The 19754-nt window shown below is 71.3% G+C and carries 15 protein-coding genes and 1 pseudogene; 6 read left to right on the forward strand and 10 right to left on the reverse strand.

The genetic code is table 11. From position 1 onward, the window contains the following. The first annotated feature begins 229 nt into the window (after positions 1-229). Both ACFE76_RS14805 and ppsA read left to right on the forward strand, forming a co-directional pair. A complete protein-coding gene (locus tag ACFE76_RS14805) occupies positions 230-1072 on the forward strand; it encodes a pyruvate, water dikinase regulatory protein (protein WP_375432533.1) in 843 nt (280 codons plus the stop codon). Then, the gene (ppsA, locus tag ACFE76_RS14810; protein ID WP_375432534.1) at positions 1069-3447 is read left to right on the forward strand and encodes a phosphoenolpyruvate synthase; all 2379 of its coding nucleotides are present in this window, start codon (positions 1069-1071) and stop codon (positions 3445-3447) included. The genes ACFE76_RS14805 and ppsA overlap by 4 nt, the downstream gene beginning before the upstream one ends. Here ppsA and ACFE76_RS14815 read toward each other — a convergent pair. From ACFE76_RS14815 to ACFE76_RS14835, 5 genes are read right to left on the reverse strand one after another with little or no spacing between them, the layout of a single operon-like run. After that, the gene (locus ACFE76_RS14815; protein WP_375432535.1) at positions 3409-5973 is read right to left on the reverse strand and encodes an alpha-mannosidase; all 2565 of its coding nucleotides are present in this window, start codon (positions 5971-5973) and stop codon (positions 3409-3411) included. The genes ppsA and ACFE76_RS14815 overlap by 39 nt on opposite strands. Then, complete coding sequence (locus ACFE76_RS14820) at positions 5970-6530, reverse strand: SIS domain-containing protein (RefSeq protein WP_375432536.1); 561 nt, start codon at positions 6528-6530, stop codon at positions 5970-5972. The genes ACFE76_RS14815 and ACFE76_RS14820 overlap by 4 nt, the downstream gene beginning before the upstream one ends. Positions 6531-6534: 4 nt before the next feature. Continuing rightward, entirely contained in the window at positions 6535-9372 is a 2838-nt protein-coding gene (locus ACFE76_RS14825) for an ROK family protein (RefSeq protein ID WP_375432537.1), read from the reverse strand. Beyond that, entirely contained in the window at positions 9369-11195 is a 1827-nt protein-coding gene (locus tag ACFE76_RS14830; RefSeq protein WP_375432538.1) for a hypothetical protein, read from the reverse strand. Before ACFE76_RS14830 ends, ACFE76_RS14825 begins: the two co-directional genes overlap by 4 nt. Further along, positions 11192-12286, reverse strand: a complete 1095-nt coding sequence (locus tag ACFE76_RS14835) for a LacI family DNA-binding transcriptional regulator (protein WP_375432539.1) — start codon at positions 12284-12286, stop codon at positions 11192-11194. Before ACFE76_RS14835 ends, ACFE76_RS14830 begins: the two co-directional genes overlap by 4 nt. Before the next feature lie 119 nt (positions 12287-12405). Between ACFE76_RS14835 and ACFE76_RS14840 the strand changes: the two genes are divergently transcribed. Further along, entirely contained in the window at positions 12406-13371 is a 966-nt protein-coding gene (locus ACFE76_RS14840; protein WP_375432540.1) for a carbohydrate ABC transporter permease, read from the forward strand. 52 nt (positions 13372-13423) lie between these two features. After that, positions 13424-14377 (forward strand): carbohydrate ABC transporter permease, encoded by a 954-nt coding sequence (locus ACFE76_RS14845; protein WP_375432541.1) that lies wholly within the window; start codon positions 13424-13426, stop codon positions 14375-14377. 3 nt (positions 14378-14380) lie between these two features. Here ACFE76_RS14845 and ACFE76_RS14850 read toward each other — a convergent pair whose 3' ends face one another. Further along, complete coding sequence (locus ACFE76_RS14850) at positions 14381-15211, reverse strand: class I SAM-dependent methyltransferase (RefSeq protein WP_375432542.1); 831 nt, start codon at positions 15209-15211, stop codon at positions 14381-14383. A 13-nt stretch (positions 15212-15224) separates the two neighbouring features. After that, the gene (locus ACFE76_RS14855; RefSeq protein ID WP_375432543.1) at positions 15225-16601 is read right to left on the reverse strand and encodes an ABC transporter substrate-binding protein; all 1377 of its coding nucleotides are present in this window, start codon (positions 16599-16601) and stop codon (positions 15225-15227) included. A 170-nt stretch (positions 16602-16771) separates the two neighbouring features. On the opposite strand from ACFE76_RS14855, the gene ACFE76_RS14860 reads away from it, so the two are divergent. After that, positions 16772-17527, forward strand: a complete 756-nt coding sequence (locus ACFE76_RS14860) for a sulfite exporter TauE/SafE family protein (protein WP_375432544.1) — start codon at positions 16772-16774, stop codon at positions 17525-17527. Here ACFE76_RS14860 and ACFE76_RS14865 read toward each other — a convergent pair. Both ACFE76_RS14865 and ACFE76_RS14870 read right to left on the reverse strand, forming a co-directional pair. Beyond that, a complete protein-coding gene (locus ACFE76_RS14865) occupies positions 17505-18440 on the reverse strand; it encodes an NAD-dependent epimerase/dehydratase family protein (RefSeq protein ID WP_375432545.1) in 936 nt (311 codons plus the stop codon). The two genes, ACFE76_RS14860 and ACFE76_RS14865, sit on opposite strands and share 23 nt — an antisense overlap. Continuing rightward, positions 18437-18976 (reverse strand): GNAT family N-acetyltransferase, encoded by a 540-nt coding sequence (locus ACFE76_RS14870; protein ID WP_375432546.1) that lies wholly within the window; start codon positions 18974-18976, stop codon positions 18437-18439. Before ACFE76_RS14870 ends, ACFE76_RS14865 begins: the two co-directional genes overlap by 4 nt. Positions 18977-19098: 122 nt before the next feature. On the opposite strand from ACFE76_RS14870, the gene ACFE76_RS14875 reads away from it, so the two are divergent. After that, the gene (locus tag ACFE76_RS14875; RefSeq protein WP_375432547.1) at positions 19099-19341 is read left to right on the forward strand and encodes a cold shock domain-containing protein; all 243 of its coding nucleotides are present in this window, start codon (positions 19099-19101) and stop codon (positions 19339-19341) included. 19 nt (positions 19342-19360) lie between these two features. Here ACFE76_RS14875 and ACFE76_RS14880 read toward each other — a convergent pair. Further along, positions 19361-19754 (reverse strand): annotated as a pseudogene (locus ACFE76_RS14880) (hypothetical protein); the annotation flags it as partial.

Raw genomic sequence — 19754 nt, forward strand, 5'->3', positions numbered from 1 at the left:
GGTGACTGGTCTGGTCGGTAACAGACCCGCAATGCGCCCGCTCAGCATCCGGACGCGACCCGCTGTGAGCGGCCTCACGCAGGCGCCGTCACCGCCGTGTCCGTCCGAGGTTCACCGACCTGTTGTGGCTCAGGTCATACGACAGGAACTTAATACCAGTAGTGGTTGTGGGCTAGCGTCAGGCCACTACGACAACTGGTCTGGCGACCGACGGAGAGGGGGCCCGCAGGTGGACACCACTGACGGACCGCCGCCCGTACCGGTCTTCTTCCTCTCCGACAGCACCGGGATCAGCGCGGAGACGATGGGCAACGCCTTGTTGATCCAGTTCCCCGAGCTCCGCTTCGAGCGCCACCTGATCCCCTTCATCACCACCGTCGCCGAAGCGGCCCGGGTGGTGGCCAGGCTCGACGCCGCGATGGACGCCGGCGTGACCCCGCTGGCCTTCACCACCACCGCGGTCGAGGAGGTCCGGCTCGAGCTGCACCAGACCCGCTGCCCGTTGATCGACTTCTTCGACCTGCACATGAGCCGGGTGGAGGCGATCCTGCAGACCCCCGGCCAGCGGGTGGCGGCCCGGCTGCACGGGGTCGGCGACATCAAGCGCTACAACACCCGGATGGCCGCGGTCGAGTACGCGATCGAGCACGACGACGGCCAGAGCCTGCGTGCCCTCGACAAGGCCGACGTCATCCTGGTCGCGCCGTCCCGCTGTGGCAAGACCCCGACCACGATGTACCTCGCCCTGCAGCACGGCGTCTTCGTGGCCAACTACCCGCTGGTCGATGAGGACTTCGACACCGACGAGCTGCCCGGATCCCTGCGTGGGCTGGGATCGCGGTGCTTCGGCATCCTCTCCAACCCGGCCCGGCTGGCCCAGGTGCGCCAGGAACGCCGGCCCGGCTCCCGCTATGCCTCGCTCGAGCAGTGCAGCTGGGAGCTGCGCCGCGCGGAGACGATCTTCACCGCCCAGGGCATCCCGGTGATCAACTCCGCCACGAAATCCGTGGAAGAGATGTCCACCGTCATCCTGCAGAACTTCGGCAACCGCAAGAAGAAGGAGAACCCATGAACACCATTCGACGGTTCGCCGAGATCGGCCTCGCCGACCTCGACCAGGTCGGCGGCAAGAACTCCTCGCTCGGTGAGATGGTCAGCAACCTCGCCGACGCGGGCGTACGGGTGCCGGACGGCTTTGCCACCACCGCCGACGCCTTCCGTGCGTTCGTCGCCCAGAGCGGCCTGGCCGAGCTGATCTCGACCCGGCTGGCCGATCTCGACACCGACGACGTGGTCCGGCTGGCCGAGGTCGGCCGCGAGATCCGGGCCGAGGTGCGGCAGCGGCCGTTCCCGGCCGAGCTGGAGGCCGACCTCCGGGCCGCGTACGACGAGCTGGTCGCCGCTGCGCCGGGCGCATCCTTCGCCGTCCGCTCCAGCGCGACCGCCGAGGACCTGCCCGACGCCTCGTTCGCCGGTCAGCAGGAGACGTTCCTCAACATCCGCGGCATCGACGCGGTGCTGACCGCGGTCAAGGAGGTCTTTGCCTCCCTCTACAACGACCGGGCCATCGCCTACCGGGTGCACCACCACTTCGACCACGACGCGGTCGCGCTGTCGGCCGGCATCCAGCGGATGGTGCGTTCCGACCTCGGCAGCTCCGGGGTGATGTTCACCATGGACACCGAGTCGGGCTTCTCCGACGCCGTCTTCATCACCTCCTCCTACGGTCTCGGCGAGGCGGTGGTGCAGGGCGCGGTGAATCCCGACGAGTTCTACGTCTACAAGCCCGGCCTGCGCGCCCGCCGGCCCGCCATCCTCAAGCGGGGGCTGGGTGAGAAGGCGACGAAGATGATCTACACCGACGACGCGACCGTCGGCCGGACCACGGCGTTCGTCGACGTCCCGCTGCCGGACCGGGCCCAGCTGAGCCTGACCGACGCCCAGGTCACCGAGCTCGCCGAGCACGCCCTGGCCATCGAGGCGCACTACGGCCGGCCGATGGACATCGAGTGGGGCCTGGACGGGACCGACGGCCGGCTCTACGTGCTGCAGGCGCGGCCCGAGACGGTCAAGTCGCGGCAGGCGGCCGGGACCCAGGAGCACTTCCGGCTCGAGGGCGAGGGTGCGACGCTGGTGGAGGGCCGGGCGATCGGCCAGAAGATCGGCGCCGGCCAGGTGCACGTGCTGTCCTCGATCGAGGACATGCACACGTTCGTCCCCGGCGACGTGCTGGTCGCGGACATGACCGACCCCGACTGGGAGCCGATCATGAAACGGGCCAGCGCGATCGTCACCAACCGCGGCGGTCGCACCTGCCACGCCGCGATCATCGCCCGTGAGCTGGGCATCCCGGCCGTGGTCGGGACCGGCACCGCCACCCAGACACTGAGCGACGGCCAGGCCGTCACCGTCTCCTGCGCCGAGGGCGACACGGGCTTCGTCTACGAAGGCCAGCTCGACTTCACCGTCGAGAGCTCGGCCGCGCAGACCATGCCCGACCTCGCGGTCAAGATCATGATGAACGTGGGCACGCCCGACCAGGCGTTCACCTTCGCGGCGCTGCCCAACGAGGGCGTGGGTCTGGCCCGGCTCGAGTTCATCATCAACCGCCAGATCGGCATCCACCCCAAGGCACTGCTGGACTTCGACACCCTCGAGGAGCCGCTGAAGTCGGCGGTCGCCGCCAAGACGGCCGCGTACGCCAGCCCGCGCGACTACTTCGTGCAGCGGGTCGCCGAGGGCGTGTCCATGCTCGCCGCGGCCTTCGCCCCCAAGCCGGTGATCGTGCGGCTCTCGGACTTCAAGTCCAACGAGTACGCGCACCTGCTGGGCGGTGAGCTGTACGAGCCGCACGAGGAGAACCCGATGATCGGCTACCGGGGTGCCGCGCGCTACCTGTCGGCGGACTTCGCGGAGTGCTTCGCCCTGGAGTGCGAGGCGCTGCGGCACGTCCGTGACGTGATGGGGCTGACGAACGTCAAGATCATGATCCCGTTCGTCCGCACCGTCGCCGAGATCGAGGGCGTGATCGAGCTGCTGGCCAGCCACGGCCTCAAGCGGGGCGAGAACGACCTGCAGGTGATCATGATGTGCGAGCTGCCCTCCAACGCGGTGATCGCCGACGCGTTCCTCGACCACGTCGACGGCTACTCCATCGGGTCCAACGACATGACCCAGCTGACCCTGGGGCTGGACCGGGACTCCTCGTTGGTGTCCGACACCTTCGACGAGCGCGACCCGGCGGTGAAGTTCATGCTGAGCGCGGCCATCCGGGCCTGCCGGGCGCGCGGCAAGTACGTGGGGATCTGCGGCCAGGGGCCGAGCGACCACCCCGACCTGGCCGACTGGCTCGTCCGGGAGGGCATCGAGTCGATGTCGCTCAACCCCGACACCGTGGTCAGCACCTGGCTACGGCTCGGTCGCACCCACGGCGCCCGGCTGCCCTGACCCCAGCGGCCACTCCACCAGGTCGACCTCGGTCACCGGCAGGTCCCGGTCGGCCGGGACGCGGAAGGTGCGGATCTGGTGCGGCCCGAAGGACTCCTCGAGCACCCGGTCCACGACGGGGAGATGGATCCGGGCATCGGCGGCGACGCCGGTGGACTCGACGGCGCGGACGATGAGGTCCGCGCCGCCGGGGGTCCCGCTCGGGTCTTCCGACCCCTTCACTGCGGTGACCAGCACCGGTCCGCCGCCGTCGTCGGCGAAGGAGTGGACCGGCGGCAGGGCACCCGGGTGCGCCGACTCGAGCATGGCCCGGACGCCGGCGCCGAGCACCGCGGCCCGGCGAGTCGGGGCGGCAGCCCGCCAGTCCCCCGCGTGCGGCACCAGCTCGTAGCGGAACCGCTGCTCGCCCTGGTCCTGGTGGCGATAGCTGCCGCCCGGCTCCAACCGCTGCGGGTCGTGCCAGGAGTAGACCGGGCTACGGACCACAGTCACCCCGACGCTGGGCCCGTTGCTCTCGGGCGAGACGTCGTAGCCGTGCTTGGTCGTGGTCACCAGGGTCAGCCCGGCCGGCTGCCCCTCAATGGTGCCGGTCACGTCCACCCACGACCGGGCCGGCTGTTCGGCTCCGTCGACCGGCCGTTCCAGGCTCCCGTACGGGATCTCGAAGGTGGCCCGTGGCTCGGCCAGCACCGTCGGGAACCGGAGCTTCAGCAGGTGTCCCGGCTCGCGCCAGTCCAGGGTGACCTCCACCCGCAGCACCGGGCTGTCGTGGTCCAGCAGCAGCTCCTCCACCAGCGTCGAGGCGCTCCAGGTCCGCTCCACCCGCAGCCGGGCGCGCAGCGGCCCGGCCTCGCGGACCACGATCCGGCGCAGCGTCATCGGCTCGCCCGGCCAGGCGTAGGAGACGATGCGGTGGCCCCAGGTGTCGGTCGGGTCGGCGGACACCTGGGTGTGGGTGGTGCCGTCGACGCCCGCCATCAGGTCGAGCCCGGACCGCCGGTCGCGGTAGGAGCAGATCCAGCCGGTCGTAGGGTCGAGCTCGATCCGTACCAGGTCGTTCTGCAGCACGGTCTCGCTGACGGTCAGGGACTGCGGCCGGCCCGCGCTCCAGACCGGCCCGACCACGACCGGCAGGGCGGTGATGACCCGGTAGAGCCGGTAGCCGAGCGCCGGCACGCCGGCCCGGAAGACGACCGCGCCCCGGCTGGGATCGTCGGTGGTCGAGGTCGGCTGGGTGGGCTGGGCGACGACCGCGCGACCGGCCTCGTCGACCACGCGGACGCCCAGCCCGCGCAGACCCGGCACCCGGTACTGCAGGTCGACGTCGCTGCTCACCGCCCACGGGTGCGGGTTGAACACGAGCACCGGCTGACTGCCGGCCACGAACGGGACGTCGACCTGCCGGGCGAGGACGTTGTGCGCCCGGGTGGTCACCCGCTTGGCGATGGCTGTGGCCTCGCCGAGCTGGTCGCGGGCGTCGTCGTAGGCGGTCTCGATCGCCGAACCGGGCAGCACGTCGTGGAACTGGTTGAGCAGCACCTGATGCCAGGCGCGGCTGAGGTCCTCCCGCGGGTAGGTCACGCCCGCCTGCAGCGCGACGACCGCCGCCCAGCGCTCGGCCGCCAGCAGCGCGTGCTGGGCTCGTTGCTGCCAGGCCTTGATCCCGGAGTGCGCGGAATAGCAGCCGGGGGCGTGGTGCTGCAGGTCGCCGTGGTGGACGCCCAGCCCGTCGAGGAACGCCGGACCGCGGGCCCGTACGGCGGCGACGTAGTCCTGGGGACTGGCCATCCGCAGCTCACCGAAGGTGCCCATCGCGTCGTAGCGGTGGATGGAGTCGATGTTGGCCCGGGTCGGGCCGCCGCCGTGGTTGCCCACCCCGTAGAAGACCATCGCCTCGCCCATCCCGCGGTCGAGCGCGGCGAGCGCCTTCTCGGTCTGGTGGTCGACCGGGCCCGGCGGGCTGCCGTACTCGTACGGGATCCGGTACCCGAGCACGCGAGAGCCGTCCGGCGCCTCCCACCAGAAGAGCGTGCCCGGCAGCTCGGCCTCGTGCGGACCGGGTCGCAGGAACACGTACGAGGTCAGACCGTGGCCACGGAGGATCTGCGGCAGACTCGCGGCGTGCCCGAACGGGTCGACGTTCATCCCCACCGTGGCCGGCCGGCCGAAGCGGGACTGCAGGTAGCGCTGGCCGTACAGGCCCTGGCGGGCAAAGCTCTCCCCGGACGGCAGGTTGCAGTCCGGCTCCACCCACCAGCCGCCGGTGTTGACCCAGCGACCCTCGGCGACCCGCTCGCGGATCCGCGCGAAGAGATCGGGGTCGGACTCCTCCACCCAGCTCAGCAGCACCATCTGGTCGCAGGTGAAGACGAAGTCGGGATACTCCTCCATCCGCGTGATCGCCGATGCGAACGTGGCCCGGGCTTCGGCGTACCCCTCCTGCCAGGGCCAGAGCCAGGCGAGGTCCAGGTGGGCGTTGCCGATCATGTAGAGCGTCCGGTCCGGGGCGGCCAGGGGGCGGGTCATCGCTCGCCCACCGCCCAGCGGTCCACGACCTCGGAGACGGCGTGCAGCAGGAAGGTGTGCAGCTCCTGGATCCGGGCGGTCGTGGTCGAGGGCACGAGCAGCAGGTGGTCGGCGTGGGCGGCGGCCGGTCCGCCGTCACCCCCGCCGAACAGCACGGTGGTCGCGCCCCGGTCTCGGGCGGTCCGCAGCGCCTCGACCACGTTGGCCGAACGGCCGCTCGTGGTGAAGCCGGCCACCACGTCGCCGGGCCGGGCGAGGGCCTGCAGCTGACGGGCGAAGACGTCGGCGAAGACGTAGTCGTTGGCGATGCAGGTCAGGACCGTCGGGTCGGTGCTCAGGGTGACCGCCGGCAGCGGCCGACGCTCGCGCCGGTAGCGACCGATCATCTCCCCGGTCAGGTGCTGCGCGTCAGCAGCGCTGCCGCCGTTCCCGAACGTCCACAGCGTGCCGCCGGCTGCGAACGTCCGGCACAGCAGCTCACCGACCGCCCGGACCCCGGGCAGCAGCTCGGCCACGCCCGCCGCCGCCCGGACGTGGTCCTCGAGATCGTCGGTCATCCAGTCAGACATACGCCTCCGTCGGCTCTCGGGTGGGGTCTGGCTTGGTCAGCCGGTCGAACGCGACGGCCGCCGCCCCCACGACCCCGACAGCATCGCCCAGCGCCGTCAGCTCGAGCCGGACGGCCCGCGCCGCTGGAGACATGGCCGTGCTCCCGACAGCCGTCCGGAGCGGGTCGAGCAGCAGGGACCCCGCCCGGGTGACCCCGCCGCCCAGCACGACGAGATCGGGTTCGAAGGCGTTGACCAGGTCGGTCAGCGCGGTGGCGAGCAGCTCGGTCGTCTCGCACCACAGCCGGCTCGCGAGAGCGTCACCGGCCCGCACGGCCGCGACCACGTCCTCGGCGCGCACGTCCGACCGGCCCGCCAGCACCGACCCGATCCCCTCCGCCTGCAGTGCCTCCCGGGCCCGGTCGGCGATCGACGTGCCGGACACGTACCGCTCGAGGCAGCCCTGGCGTCCGCACAGGCAGGTCCGGCCGCCGGGCACCACGACCAGGTGGCCGAACTCGCCGCCGTTGCCCGCGGCACCCCGGTGGAGCCGGCCGTCGACCACCGCGCCCCCGCCGACACCGGTGGACAGGGTCAGATAGAGCAGCGTGCCGGCGCTGGCGGGCAACGTCTGGCCGTGGCCGAAGCGGTACTCCCCCAGCGCCGCCGCAGTGGCGTCGTTCTCGAGCGCGGCTGGCACTCCGTACGCGGCCTCGGCCAAGGCGACCACCGGCACGTCGTGCCAGCCGGGCAGGTGCAGGGGCGCGTTCAGCACCCCGGCCGTCGCGTCGAGCGGCCCGCCGCACGAGACGCCCACCGCCACCACCGGACCCACGCCCGCGGCCTCGACCGCGTCCCGGCCGAGGGCGAACAGCCGCTCGAGCACCCGGTCGGGACCCTCTTCCCGCCGGGTCGGCTGCCGAGAAGCGCCGAGGACCGTTCCGTCCGAGGTCACCACGGCCGCAGCGAGCTTGGTGCCGCCGATGTCCAGCCCCAGCACCGGACCGGCCCTCCGGTCCGCCGGCGGCGCAACGACGTCGACCAGCGCCTCGGCGTGCTGACCGAGCCGGAGGGCGCCGATCGTCAGGTCGACGGCGATACGCTCCCGCCGAGCGACCCGGTGGCCAACGGTGACCACGAACGGCAGCACGACACTCCCCCCGGCGGCCACGGCCACCGCCGGCACGGGTGGGGCTGCCCATCCGGTGGGCAGCACCGGCACGACCTCGACCGTGGCCGGCTGGCGCAGCGGGTTGCGGACCTCGACCTGGACCGTCACCGTGCCGCCGGGGGGAACGGCGCTGCGGTAGGGCACGAGCCGCGCCAGCACGGCGTCCGAAGCCAGGTCCAGGTCGTCGCTGGGCAGCAGGTCGGCGTGCAGCGCCACCAGCTCCTCCGCCCGACCGGCCAGGTCGTCGAGGTAGGCCGCATCGACCGTTCGCGGCGCCCAGTGGCCGCTCAGCATCAGCCCGGGCGCCACTCGGCGGTAGAGCGCCGCACTGGTCCGGAAGTCCTCGGGGCTGAACCGGTTGCGGTACTGGTAGTTCAGCAGCTCGCGGCGGATCCCGGGCACCCCCAGCCCGTCCTGCTGGTCGCCGGTGAAGATGACCCGGACCCCGTCCACCTCCAGGCTGTACGCAGCGGCGTACCGGGTGTGCCCCGGCTGGTCGTGGACGGTGATCGTGTACTCCTGCCAGCGGAACGACTCTCCCAGCGGCAGCACCCTGTCGGCGTGGATCGGTTCGAACCACTGGCAGGGCAGGTCTTCTCGCCACGGGTCGGCCAGCACGGGCGCGACGTTCGCGGGCGCCCAGATCTCGGTGCCCTCGACCTCGCGCAGCAGCGGCATCCCCGCGACGTGGTCGTCGTGGTAGTGGGTCGGCAGGGCCACGGTGACCGCCCGCACGCCGTAGGTGGCCTTGAGCGCGGGCAACGACGCCAGCCAAGGGCGCCGCGCCGCCCGGTCCGTGCCGTACGGCAGTCCGGTGGTGAGGTCGTAGCCGTAGTCGACGACCAGCGCCTCGCCGGAGCGGGACAGCAGCACGTAGCTGGCGGCCAGGCTGGTGTGGTTGAGCAGCAGGTGCTCGGTGAGCGGCACGTACGGGGAGCGCAGCCACTGGCGCAGGTCCCACGGGTACGGCCGGCGCGAGTCGACGTAGGTCTGCATCCGCCCCGCGAGCAGCTCCAGCGCGGCGACGGCGTCGGGGATCGGCCGGCCGTGCGAGGGCAGCAGCACCTCAGGCGCTTCCTCGGCGAGCAGCCAGCAGCTGAGCACGGTCATCGCCGGGCCCTCGTTCTCGGTGTAGGACCACTGGGTGGCCGCGAGCGACCACACCTTGCCGGCCCCGTAGACCAGGTCACCGGTGAAGGCGGTCCGGCGCCCGTCCCGCTCGAGCAGGTAGCTGACCGACCCGACGGTGTGGCCGGGGGTCGGCAGGACGAGCAGCCGCACCCCACCGACGTCGAACCTGCGGTACTCGGGCACCGTGCTGGTCACCGGCACCGGCTCGAGGAGGGAGAACCGGTCCTCCCGGACGGTGTAGCAGTTGTCGAGGGTCCGGCTGCGCCACATCTGGTCGACCCGCTCGAACAGGTCGACCTCGACCGGCGGGACGTGGATCCGGGCTCCGTGCGCGAGCGCCAGCGGCAGCCCCTGGCCCTGGTCGCGGTGGTGGTGGGTCATCAGCACGTCGGTGATCCGGCTGATGCCCAGCCCAGGCAGCTCCTCGAGCGCCCGGCCGGCGCCGAAGTCGATGGCGACCGCCGTCCGCTCCGGGCCCTCGGCGACGATGAGGTAGACCGCGCAGGTGTCCTCGACGCGGTACACCCCGGGCGCGACCTCGACGGTCACGGGGAGCGTCCCTCGCGGTAACGTCGCCAGCTGGCCGCGACCGCGGCAAGGTCGTCGTCGCCCAGCAGCTCGCCGGTGCGGTCGATCGCCTCGCAGTAGTAGAGCGCCGGCACGCCGTACGCCGTCTGGTGCTCGACGTAGCGACGCCACTCCGCCCGGTCCGGCATCGGCCACTGGTCGGTGTCGATGAGGTGGTCGGGCAGCATCCGGGAGGCGATGGCGTGCCGCATCTGCAGCTGGTCGACCACCGGGACTCCGACGCCGTGGATGTCTCCGTGGGCGACGTCGTTGAGCCGCACCATGTCGCAGACGTCGGCGAAGGCGGGGTGCACGGTGTGGCAGACGACCAGGGCGTCCGGCTTGGCCGCATGGGCGGCGTTCGTCAGGGCAGCCAGCATGGCGTGCAGCGCGGCGATGCCCCAGACGCCCGGGTGGGCGCGCAGGCTCCTACCGCTGGGCGCGCGCTGGGTGAAGTCGATCTTCAGGCCGTCGGCGTCGAGACCATCGGCCCCGATCAGCGCGGTGACGATGTCGGTGAGGTGCTGGAGGTAGCGCGGGTTGGCCGGGTCGGCGGCCACGGGCCGGCCGGCGGCGTCGCGGACGCACTCCTGGGCCGGCAGCCCGGCCGGGTCCCAGGCCTTCCACCACAGCAGCACGCGCCGGCCCTGGCGGTGCTGGTCGGCGATCCAGCCGCGCAGGTCGGGCCAGTGCTCGGAGTCGGGCTCGGCTGTCCCGTACGCGGCCTGCCAGCGGTCGTCGAGGACGACCGTGCCGGGGTGGATGCCGTGGGCGGCGAGCCCGGCCAGGAAGGTGTCGTAGACGTCCTGCCGGGACTGCGACGCGGCCGAGGCGGTGAGCCCGCGCTCGGAGTGCGTGGTCCGGGAGTCAGCGTCGACGCCCACCCGGGCGCACTGCGCGCCCCAGCCGCAGAACAACGGTTCGGCCCACCAGGCGGGCCGGGCGTCCGGGGCGGTGGCGCTCGCCGGCACCTGGCCCGCGTCGAGCAGGTCGCGGTGGTAGTCCTCCAGCACTGCCCAGCCGGTGGCGGCCGGGCGCAGCACCAGGACGGGTGTCCGCCAGGTCCCCCGCACCTCGGTGTGGCCCTCGTAGGCCAGCTCGAGATGGAAGCCGCCGTCCTGGGGCACGTACGCGAGGGTGGTGAAGGTCAGCTCGGCCACCGGCGCGCGCAGCCCGACGCCCAGCCAGTCCCCGGGCGGGACCGACGTCGGCCCGGTCGGGACGGCCCGACCGAACCCGAAGACCAGCGGCGGCGGGGAGAAGACGCTGTGCAGCCGGCCGGGCGACGCGTCGCCCACCAGTCCCAGCTGACCACCGCTGTGCGCGGGCCGGACCAGCTGCACCGGCTCACCCGGCGCGGGCACCAGCACCGAGGCGAAGGCGATCGAGGACGCGAACGCTCCCGCGGCGCCGTCCACGAGCGTCCCTTGGCCGCCGAGCAGCTGCACCGAGCCGAGCCAGCCCTCGCCGGTGACCGTGACGGACAGCTCCAGCGTCTCGGGACGGCAGACGAGCCGCAGCTCGTGCTGGGCCCAGGCGGTGCTGCGGGTCCGCACCACCACGACGACGTCCTCGCCGCCGCTCTCCCCGTTGCCCGTCTCGACCGTGCAGGCGCCGACGGCGTAGACCTCATCGGGTCGGTCGACGGTGGGCACCGAGCTGAGCAGGTTGAGGGCGCTCCAGGTCTGGCCCGCCGGGTCCTGCAGGATCGCGTACGGCGCGGTGGACATCGCGTCGAGCTCCAGCAGCAGCCGGTAGGTCGAGCCGCAGACCTCGGTCAGGCCGTCGGACTCGGTGACGATCATGCGGGGGGCGCGGCGGTGGAGGCGCGGGGCAGGATCTGGGCCGCGAGGGTGACCGTGCGCGGCCGCTCGTCGGGGGTCGCGAACCGGGCCAGCAGCCGGTCGACCGCGGCCGCCCCGAGAGCCACGACGTCTTGAGCCACCGCGGTCACCCCGGGACTGACCATGCTCATCCAGCGGGCGTCGTCGAATGAGGCGATGCTCACGTCGGTCGGCACCCGCAGACCCAGGTCGCTGACGGCGCGCCACAGCCCTTCGGCGAGCACGTTGTTGGCGGCGAGGATGGCGGTGGGCCGGTGGCGGGTGGCCAGCAGCTCGACCGCGGACCGCCGGGCGCCGTCGACCTCCCAACCCGCGGCGACCAGCAGCTCCGGGTCGGGCGGCACGCCGGCCACGGCGAGCGCCTCGCGGTAGCCCGCTGACCGTGCGGCTCCGGTGGTCCACTCGGTCTCGTCGATCAGCATCGCGATCCGCCGGTGGCCGAGCGCCAGCAGGTGCTCGGTGAGCTCTGCCGCCATCCGTTGGTTGTCGATCACCACGGCGTCGCAGCGGTCTGGGAAGAACTGGCGGTCGACCTCGACCAGCGGTACGTGCTGGGCCAGCAGGTAGGCCGAGACCTCGGCCGAGACGGGAGTGACGATCACCCCGGCCGCGCGGGTGGAGACGAAGGCGCGTGCTGCGCTCAGCTCGTCCTCGGCCGACCCCTGGTCGTCGACCAGCGTCATCGTGTAGCCCACATCCCGGGCCCGACCCGCGATCCCGGCCGCGAGGTCGGCGTAGAAGCTGTTGCGCAGGTCCGAGACCAGCACCCCGATGGAGCGGCTGACCTGGGACCGCAGGCTGCGGGCCATCGCGTGCGGCACGTAACCGAGGCGGTCGGCGACCTCGCGCACCCGGTCGCGGACGGCGGGGGCCACGTACCCCTCGCCGCTCAACGCCCGCGAGGTCGTCGACAGGGAGACGCCGGCCGCCTGGGCGACGTCCTTGAGGGTGGCGCGGCGACGGATCCCCGCCGGGGTTGTCGACGGCGGTGCCGACCGGTTGACCGACCGGTCCACGGGGTACGGGTCGGTCGTGGTCTCGATGCGGCGCACGTGCGCTCCTCTCGAACCGCGACTTGTCCTAGCCGCTGTGGCAACGATGCCACACGGAACCGGCCGGAGGTAGCCATGACGATGACCGAACCCGCTGGCCGGAGCAGCGCCACCCGCTGATGGCCACCCTCACCCGTCCTGACCAGTCAGCCTCGACCCCGGCCAAGCCGGACCGGCCGCTGAGGTCGCGGAAGTACAACCGGCGCGAGGCGATCGCCGGCTACCTGTTCATCTCGCCCTGGCTGATCGGTTTTCTGGTCTTCACCCTGGGCGCGATGGCCTACAGCCTCTACATCTCGTTCAGCTACTACAACCTGGCCAAGAACACGACTCGACCGGCCGGGCTCGACAACTACCGGGGCATGATCGAAGACCCCAAAGTGGCGCTGGCCCTGAAGAACACGCTGTTCTTCGCGGTGATGGCCGTACCGCTGGAGATCATCTTCGCGTTGCTGCTGGCCGCCTTGCTGAACAGGCTGACGAGGGGCGCAGGCGTTTTCCGTACCCTCTACTACCTACCGAAGATGACCCCGTCGGTCGCGACAGCCGCGGTCTTCTTCCTGCTGCTGAACGGCAACACCGGCGCCATCAACAAAGGGTTGGCGCTAATCGGCATCGAAGGCCCGCAGTGGCTGATCGACCCGAGCTGGGTGAAACCGTCCATCGTGTTGATGACGCTGTGGGGCGTGAGCGGGACGATGGTGATCTTCCTCGCTGCGCTCAAGAACGTGCCTCGCGAGCTGTACGAGGTGGCCTCTCTCGACGGCGCCGGACCGGTCCGGTCGTTCTTCACCATCACCGTCCCGATGATCTCCTCGGCGATCTTCTTCAACGTCATCGTGCTCACCATCGCGGCGCTGCAGGTGTTCGACCAGGCGTTCCTGCTGTTCTGGCGCGACCAGAACAACGCCTCGCCGGAGTCGTCGCTGTTCTACGGCGTCTACCTGTTCCAGCAGGCCTTCCGCCAGTTCGACTTCGGGTTCGCCGCCGCCATGGCCTGGTTGCTGTTCGTGATCATCATGATCATCACCGCCATCCAGGTGCGCTTCGGCAACCGCTTCGTCTACTACGAGGGAGACCGCTGATGAGGGTGCGGGAGCGCAGCGACCACCAGCCCCACCGGCGAGGAGCCTGCTGATGTCGCTCACCTCTTCCTCCAGCGGCACCCTGCCGACCACCGCCCAGCCCGCCGGCCTGGCCGTTGCTGGCGGCGCCGCCTCCCGCCGGCGCCCGAACCGCTGGTACCGACCGCAGAACCTCGTCGGCCGGGTGCTGCTCTGGGTGCTACTGATCGGCTTCTCGCTGCTGTTCCTGTACCCGTTCATCTGGCTGATCGCCGCGAGCTTCAAGCCCAAGGGGCAGGTGTTCGACAACAAGCTGATCCCCGAGACCTTCAAGCCGAGCAACTACGCCGAGGTCTGGGACCAGCTGCCGCTGCTGCACTGGATGGGCAACAGCATCCTGATCGCCGTGCTGGCGGCGACCTTTGTCGCCATCTCGAGCTCGTTCGTCGCGTTCGGCTTCGCCTACTTCAAGTTCCCCGGTCGCACCTTCTTGTTCGGGCTGGTGCTGGCCACGATGATGCTGCCGGGCGCGGTCACCCTGATCCCGCAGTACCTGATCTGGAAGAACCTGGGGTTCCTCGGCACCAACGTGCCGCTGTGGGGGGCCAACCTTTTCGGCTCGGCGTTCTACATCTTTCTGCAGCGCCAGTTCTTCCTCGGCCTGCCGCGCGAGCTCTTCGAGGCCGCCCGGGTGGACGGCGCCAGCTATTTCGGCCTGTTCCGCCGGATTGCGATGCCGTTGGCGATCCCGTCGTTCATCATCGTGTTCCTGTTCGAGTTCCAGGCCAGCTGGAACAACCTGCAGGCCGCCCTCATCTACCTGAACGCCGGCACCGTCGAGGGCTTCACCGTGCCGCTCGGTATCGCCTACTCCATGACCAAGTACGCGCCCGGCAACGGCGGTCAGGGCGACTACCAGTACGTGATGGTGGCCGCCCTGCTCGTCACCCTGCCGATGCTGGTCCTGTTCGCCTTCGGCCAGCGCTACTTCATCGAGGGCGTCGCCACCCAGGGTCGCAAGGGCTGAGGCTCAGGCCCGGTCCAGCCGGGCGTGCAGCGTGTACGAGCACGGCAGCCGCTCCGGGCGGTCGATGAGCCGGAACTCCCCGCGCTCGTCGACGGTCATCAGCCCCGGCAGCGCCTCCCAGGGCAGGGAGTCGTGCTCGACCAGGGTGGTGAGGGTGAACCCGACGTCGAGCAGGGCGGTGACGATCTCGCCCAGCCCGTGGTTCCACTCATAGCTCACCGTGTGCTCGAGCCGGACGTCAGTCCCCACGTAGGTGACGTCGCTGTCCCAACGCATCGGCTCGGGCTGCTCGAAGTAGGGCAGATCGACCACCAGCCGACCGTCGCCCGTCTGCTCGGCCAGCGCCCACAGCACCGGGTGGGCCTCCCGCAGGAACAGCCGACCACCGGGCACGAGCAGCCCGGCGACGGTCTGGGCCCACCGGCGGACGTCGGGCAGCCAGCAGAGCGCCCCGATCCCGGTGAACACGAAGTCGTACGCCGCGGCCCCGGCCACGGCTAGCGCGTCGTCCACCTCGGCCTGGTAGTAGGTGATCGACGCGCCGGCCCGCTCGGCGAGAGAGCGCGCCGCGGCCAGCGCCGGCCCCGAGAAGTCGAGGCCGGACATCTGCGCTCCGAGCCGGGCCAGCGACAACGTGTCCGTGCCGATGTGGCACTGCAGGTGCAAGCCCCGCAAACCAGTTAGGTCGCCCAGCCGCGGCCGGTCGAACGAGACGACGCCACTGAGGTGCTCAGGGTCGTCGACGAACCGCTGGAGGGCGTAGTCCGCCGACGCCGCGTGAGCCGGCGCCCGCTCGTCCCAGTTGGCCCGGTTGACCTCGCGGTGGTCGGTCACGGGGGCTACCGCGTCAGCGGGTCTGGTTGTAGGCCCGCATCGCGGCCGTCTGAGCGTCCTTCAGCGCGGCATCGGGGGCCTTGGTGCCCAGCAACGACGACGTGACGGCGTTCAGCACCTCGGTCTGGACCTGCTGACCGGCCGGCGAGGAGCCGTAGGACTTTCCGGCGGCGACGATGTCGTAGTAGGTCGAGATGGTCTGGTCGAAGCCGGCGTTGCCACTGGACTTGACGTACTGGCTGCGGATCGCCTGGTCAGCGGCGGGTGAGCCGGTGAACAGGCCGGTGTTGATCGCGCCGTCGGTCTTGGCGATGGTCTTGGCGCGGGCCGCGCCAGCCGCCAGCCAGGCGTCCTGGGAGGTCAGGCTGGTCGCCCAGGCGCAGGCCGCGTCCGGGTTCTTGGCCTTGTCCGGGATCACGAAGGAGCTGCCGCCGGCCACCGTGAACGGCTGGCCCTCGCTGTTCTTGAACGGCACCGCGCCGATGTCGACCTTCTTGACGTACGGCGTCAGTACGTTGACGTACCACTGGGGGTCGACCTGCGCGCCGACCTGGTCCTTCACGAACTGGTTGTTGTCGCCGAAGGTGTCGAAGGAGTCGCTGAAGCTCTTGACCTTCGCGTAGCCACCCTGGGCGTCGTTGAGCTGCTTCAGCAGGGTGAGCGCCTTGACGTTGTTCGGGTCGTCGAGGGTGGGGACGCCGTCGGCGCCGATCAGCTGCCCGCCGAGGCCGAGGATCCACAGCTCGGTCTGGCCGGTCGAGACCGGGTCGAAGCCGAGCGTGCTCGGGTTGTTGCCGCTGGCCTTGTACATCTTGGCGACCGCCGCGAGCAGCGCCTCCGGCTTGGAGGTGTCCAGGTCGGCGTCGGTGACCCCGGCCTTGGCCATCACCCGCTTGTTCAGCATGATCGCCGGCGGCTGGTAGAACTGCGGTACCGCCCAGATGTGCCCGCCGTAGGTGACGTCGTCGACGACCGAGGGGTAGTACTGCGTCTTCGGGTCGATGCCGTAGGCGCTGAAGCAGCTGTCGAGCGGCTTGATCAGGCCCTGCGCGGCGTAGGTGGCCACGAAGCGACGGTCCATCTGGACCACGTCGGGCACGGTGCCGCTGGCCGCACGGGTGGTGAACTTCTGGGCGTCGAAGGCCGTGGCGTCGATCTTGATCGTCACGCCGGTGAGCTTGGTCTTGGCGTAGTCCAGCCGCGAGGTGCCGACCTCGTCGGCGTTCTCGAAGCCCCAGGCACTGAGGGCCCCGGTGGCGTTGGTGGTGAAGGCGGGAGCGGCACTGGAGGAGTCGGAACCAGGCTCGTCCCCGCCACCGCCGCAGGCGCTCATCACCGCCACGCTCGAAGCGATGGCCACTGCGAGCAGCGTCTTCTGGCTCTTCTTCACCGGAATACCTCTTTCCCAAGCTCGTGACCGGCGTCGTCGTCGGTCATGCGGAGCAGATCCCCCGGGCGATGGGATCCTTTCCGTGGAGGACGTCGGCGCCGCTCCGTGAGCGGCCCCAGACGAGTCCGACTTACCCGAGGGCCGGGCCATCAAACCGAAGGGGAGCGCTGGTGACCTGGCACGACTGGCTGCGCTCCGGTCTGCTGGTGCTGGCCGGGGCAGGGTCGGGTCTGGTCGGCTACGTCTCCGGACTGGCCTCGCTCGTGTCCTACCCCGCACTGCTCGCTTTCGGGCTGCCGCCGCTGACCGCGAACGTGACGAACACGGTCGCGCTCACCGGCGTCACGGTCGGCAGCGTGACCTCCGCCCGGCGCGAGCTGACCGGGATGCGGCGGCGGGTCCTCACCTTCGGCACGCTCGGGCTGGGCGGGGGGACGGCCGGCGCATTGTTGCTCCTCCGGCTACCGCCCGGGGTCTTCGCCCAGGTGGTGCCGTGGCTGGTCGCGTTCGGCTCCGTCGTGCTGCTGCTGCGGCCGTGGCTGCGGCGGCTGCAGGCTGGCCGGCTGCACGAACGCCACCCGCTGGTGATAGCGGTGGTCGGGGTCGTGACCGTCTACTGCGGCTACTTCGGAGCCGGCGCCGGCGTGCTGCTGCTCGCCACCTTCAGCGCCGTGCTGCCCGACCGGATGGCCCGGTTAGCCGCGCTGCGGAGCGCGGTCGTCGGGGTCGCCAACACGACCGCGGCGGTGATCTTCGTGCTGACCGGGTCGGTCGAGTGGTCGGCCGTCGTGCCGCTCGGCCTGGGGGCCGTGGTCGGGTCCGCCTTCGGTCCCCCGCTGGTCCGGCGGCTGCCCGAGACCCCACTGCGTGTCGGCGTCGCCCTGGCCGGGCTGGTCCTCGCGGTCAGGCTGTACGTGACTCGGTGACGCCGGCGGACAGCTCGGCGAGGGCCTGCTCGAGGGTGACGGCCGGGGTCCAGCCCCATGCCTGCGCCCGGTCCGTGAGGATCTGACCGGTCCAGGCGGGGAGGGTGTCGTCCCAGACCGCGGTCAGGCCGAGGGCCTGCGTCACTGTCCCGACGTAGTCACCCCACGTCGCGGGCTCACCCGCCACGTCGACCGCCGTGCAGCCGCCCTCGACCGGTCCGGTCGCCGGGTCGGTGCCACTGGGCACCCGGCCGTCGGCGAGGTCGGCCACCAACGTCGCGAGGTCGTCGACGTGCACCCACGCGAACGTCTGGGCCGGGTTGGCGGCGCGCTGCTGGTCGCGGATCGCGGCCGGCTGCAGGGTGTTCCAGACTGACGTCTCCCCCGGCCCGAGGATGGCGGGCGGCCGCACCAGCACCCGGGTGATGCCCTCGACGTCGGCCAGGGCCGCATCGGTGTCGCGCTTGGTGACCGGGTAGTCGCCCCCGTCGTCGGCCACCAGCGCCGACGTCTCGTCCACGTCGCCGGTCCCGGGCGACCGGTCGTAGACCGCGCACGTCGAGACGTGCACGAACCGGGCCACGCCGGCGTCCCGCGCGGCGCGGGCGAGCAGCGCTGTGTCTTCGACCCCGACGCGCTGCTGCGTCGCCCGGTCCGAACCCATCGGGTGCACGGTGGTGACCACGGCGTCAGCGCCCTCGACCACGGCTGCGGCCACAGTCGGGTCAGCGAAGTCGCCGACGTGCTCAGTCAGCCCGTCGAGCACCGGCGCCGTCCCCGGCCGGCGCACGACGGCGCGGATGGTCGCCCCCCGCACCGCCAACACCTCGCACACCCGCGCCCCGACCAGGCCGTTCGCGCCGGTCACGACGACGACAGCGGAGGCGGGCTGGGTGGCACCATCAGAAGTCATCTGCCTACCCTGCCACGGGCCCTGAGCGGTCCGTCCGCGACCTCACGGAGCCGCGCGTAGAGGCACATGTCGCGTCGCCGGCCGCCGATCTCCTGGTGCTGGCGCAGCAGGCCCTCATGCCGATAGCCGGCCTGCTCAGCGGTGCGGCGCGAGCCGATGTTGTCGGGCTCGATGTACAGCTCGATCCGGTGCAGGTCGGGAAATGTCCAGCCGAAGTCGGTCAGGGCTCTGAGGGCGTGGGTGGCGACACCGCGACCTCGTGCTGAGGGGCGGACGGCATAGCCCGCCGTGGCGCGGCCGCCCGGCAGGCCTCGCGTCCACAGACCCGCGAAGCCGAGCGGCCGGTCCTCCTCGTCGGCGATGCAGAAGCTGAACCCGACGTCCTCGGCCAGCCGGGCGTGCTGGCGGCCGATCCAGGCCAACGCCGCCGCTGGGTCCGCGTCCGCAGGCAGGGAACCAATCAGCGGAATGTACGGGTCGGTGGCCAGGTCCTGCACCATGGCCACGTCCGGTTCGCAAAACGCACGCAGGGTCACCGGGCCGGACGTTGGCGCTGTTTCCGGCCAACGCAGCCCAGAGGAGGTCATGGCAGCATCTTCGCGCGGAGTGGCTCCGGCGCTCACCACCATCAGTGGCCGGCATGTGATCCACTGGGTTCATGCCTGTGGGACGCGTCAAGTTCTACCGCGAGCCGCAGGGCGTCGGAGCCATCAGCTCAGACGCCTTGCCCGTGGGCCGTGACGCGTGGGTCCACTTCTCGATGATCGAAGGCGACGGGTACCGCAGCCTCACCGTTGGCGAGGTGGTCGACTTCGAGTTCGAGGAGGTCAAGCAGAACAGCTTCGACTACCGCGCGACGATCGTGCGCCGCCACTCACCGCCACCGGTGCCCGCTGAGTAGTCCTGCACCCATGCCGCCACTATTGGGGACGCACCCCGACCTGGCAAGTGACCAGGTAGGTGAAGCCGGTCGGGGACCGGAACAGGTACCGGCCGGGTTCGGGTTGCCGCCGTCGCCAGCCGCCGTGGGTGACCGCGCGGTGGCTGGACCGGCTGAGCGGACCCGGGTTGGCGAGGCTGGTTTGGCCCGGCGGGCCACCAGAAGCCATCGGGATGTACGGAACGGTGTGGTCCAGGTCGAGATGGGCGGTAGTCCCGACCCCGTAGGGGAACACTTCCGCGGGATGTCGGATCCGCATGAACTCCCGGATCCTTGTCGGGGTCTCGTAGGCGTCGACCGCGGCTTCATGGGCCGGTCCACCACTGGTCGGATGGTGAGGTGGCATTGGTGGGCGGTCAACCAGGCCAGGAACT

This window comes from uncultured Friedmanniella sp. (assembly GCF_964244005.1).
Lineage (GTDB): Bacteria > Actinomycetota > Actinomycetes > Propionibacteriales > Propionibacteriaceae > Microlunatus.